This is a genomic window from Mycobacterium sp. TH-M116, from assembly GCF_057473685.1.
On the sequence record NZ_JBYCLC010000039.1, the window covers coordinates 1 to 1821 of the forward strand.

Annotated in this window: 1 protein-coding gene; it reads right to left on the reverse strand. The window is 68.5% G+C overall.

The genetic code is table 11. The features are described from left to right. Nucleotides 1-102: 102 nt before the first annotated feature. Nucleotides 103-1653 carry an IS21 family transposase gene (gene istA, locus AC2VOK_RS01775; RefSeq protein WP_428898949.1) on the reverse strand — a complete coding sequence of 517 codons (1551 nt, stop codon included), beginning with the start codon at nucleotides 1651-1653 and terminating at the stop codon, nucleotides 103-105. Nucleotides 1654-1821 lie beyond the last annotated feature (168 nt).

A 1821-nucleotide genomic window follows, 5' to 3' on the forward strand; every position in this document is an offset into this window, starting at 1 on the left:
CGATCTCGGCGAGTCGGGTGGCTTCGTCGCGGACGGTGGGCAGATGCAGTTCGCGGGCCGCGGCACCGATGGCGGCTTGGGCGCCGTCCTGGGTTCGGGCGCTCATGGTGCGCTCTGGATCGTTGCGCTGTTGGCCAGTAGGTCGTCGTAGCCGGTCAGTGTCGGGGCGGGCCGGTTGTAGCGGGCCAGGGCGCCGATCGGGATGACCGGCGCGAGCGCGCCGCCGGCGTGGCGGCGGGCGTCGATCAGCACGGCCTGCGGGTCGAGCATGCCGGCCGCAACTGCTTTGTCCATCGCGGCGATCATCGCGGTGGCGGGCAGGCTGCGATGAGCGAGCAGGACTTCGATCAACGCCCGGGTGCCCGCCTGATCGCCGCGCTCGCGGCGGGCGGCGTCCCAATACCGTTGGTGGGTAACGGTAAACGCCCCACAGGCCTTGGCTTGAGCCAGCGCGGTCGCCCCCGGTAGCGCACCCGGTTTGATCTTGAGGACTTCCAGGTAGTGATCCAAGACGAGGACCTGGGCGTATTTGCCGACCACCCGCTCATGGGCGGCCACCACCTGCGCGCCGTCGCAGATCTCGACCCGGCTCGCGCACAGCCGTACCGGTAGCCGTCGCCCGACGTAGCGCACCGGCACCGAGTAGTAGCACTGCCGCACGCAGACCCGCGCCCGGGTGTCCACCCGGGCTGCCAGCAGCCGGGCCGTGTCGAATGCCTCGCTCGGCAGCGGCGCCAGGTGCGCGCGTTCGGCGGCGAACGCGACGGCGACGGTGACCGGCCGCCCGGTGATCACCCGGGCGTCGTCGGCCCAATCGGCGGCAGCGATCAAATCGTTGAGTTCAGCCAACGACGCTACCTTGGGCACAGGAACCAGGTGTCGGCGGCGGAACCTGCCGATCTCACCTTCCACGCCGCCCTTCTCGTGCGCTCCTTGCTTGCCCGGGATGCAAAAGAACCCGTCGAAGCCGTAATGGCTGCGCAGGGCGATGAAGCGTTCGGATTCGGTCCGGTCCCGGCCCCGCAGCACCCGCACTACCGCGGGCTTGAGGTTGTCGTAGCGGATTCGGGCCGGCACCGCGCCGAAGTGCTCGAAGGCGAGCACGTGTCCTTCCAGGAACGCTTCCTGGGCCTGGGTGGCATAAGCCACGTGGAACGCCTTACCGGAGCAAGACAGGCGCATCACGAACATCCACACCTTGGTCAACACCCCGGCGATGGTGGCGTAGAACTCGCCGAAGTCGACCTCGGCTTCAGCGCCGGGGGCGTGGGTCTGGGGCACCATCACCTCGACCCGGTCCAGACCCAGCTCGCTTTTGCGGTGGGCGACGTACCGCGACACCGTCACCTCGGCCACCTGCGCGCCATGCTCAGCGACCAGCCGTTGCCAGATCCGACGCGCGGTATGGCGCTGCTTGCGCGGCACCCCGCGGTCGCCCAGCAGCCAGGAGTCGATCACCTCGACATACGAATCGATCGCCGGGCGCGGCCGCCGCCCGTAGGCCTTCCGCGGCGGCGGGACCGCCGAGGCCAACGCCTGGCGGACCGTGCGCCGATGCACCCGATGCCGCTGAGCCAACTCGCGGGTCGACAGCTCCTCGACCCGTCTGTCACGCCTGATCTGTTCGAACAGTTCCACCTTCGACCGTGCCATTCCCGAACCTCCACACCGATGACGACTGACGTGGAAATCGCATCCCGGGTGGGGCCAATTTTCGCGACGACACGCTGAGCCCACCGTGCAGCGAATCACCGCCCAGGTGGAGCCAAAATTCATGCAGAAAAACGACCCAACTGGGGCCAACTCAGGTGATCACACGCA

Coding starts and splice junctions, on each gene's coding strand:
- istA (WP_428898949.1), bottom strand. CDS start 1,653: ATGGCACGGTCGAAGGTGGAACTGTTCGAACAGATCAGGCGTGACAGA.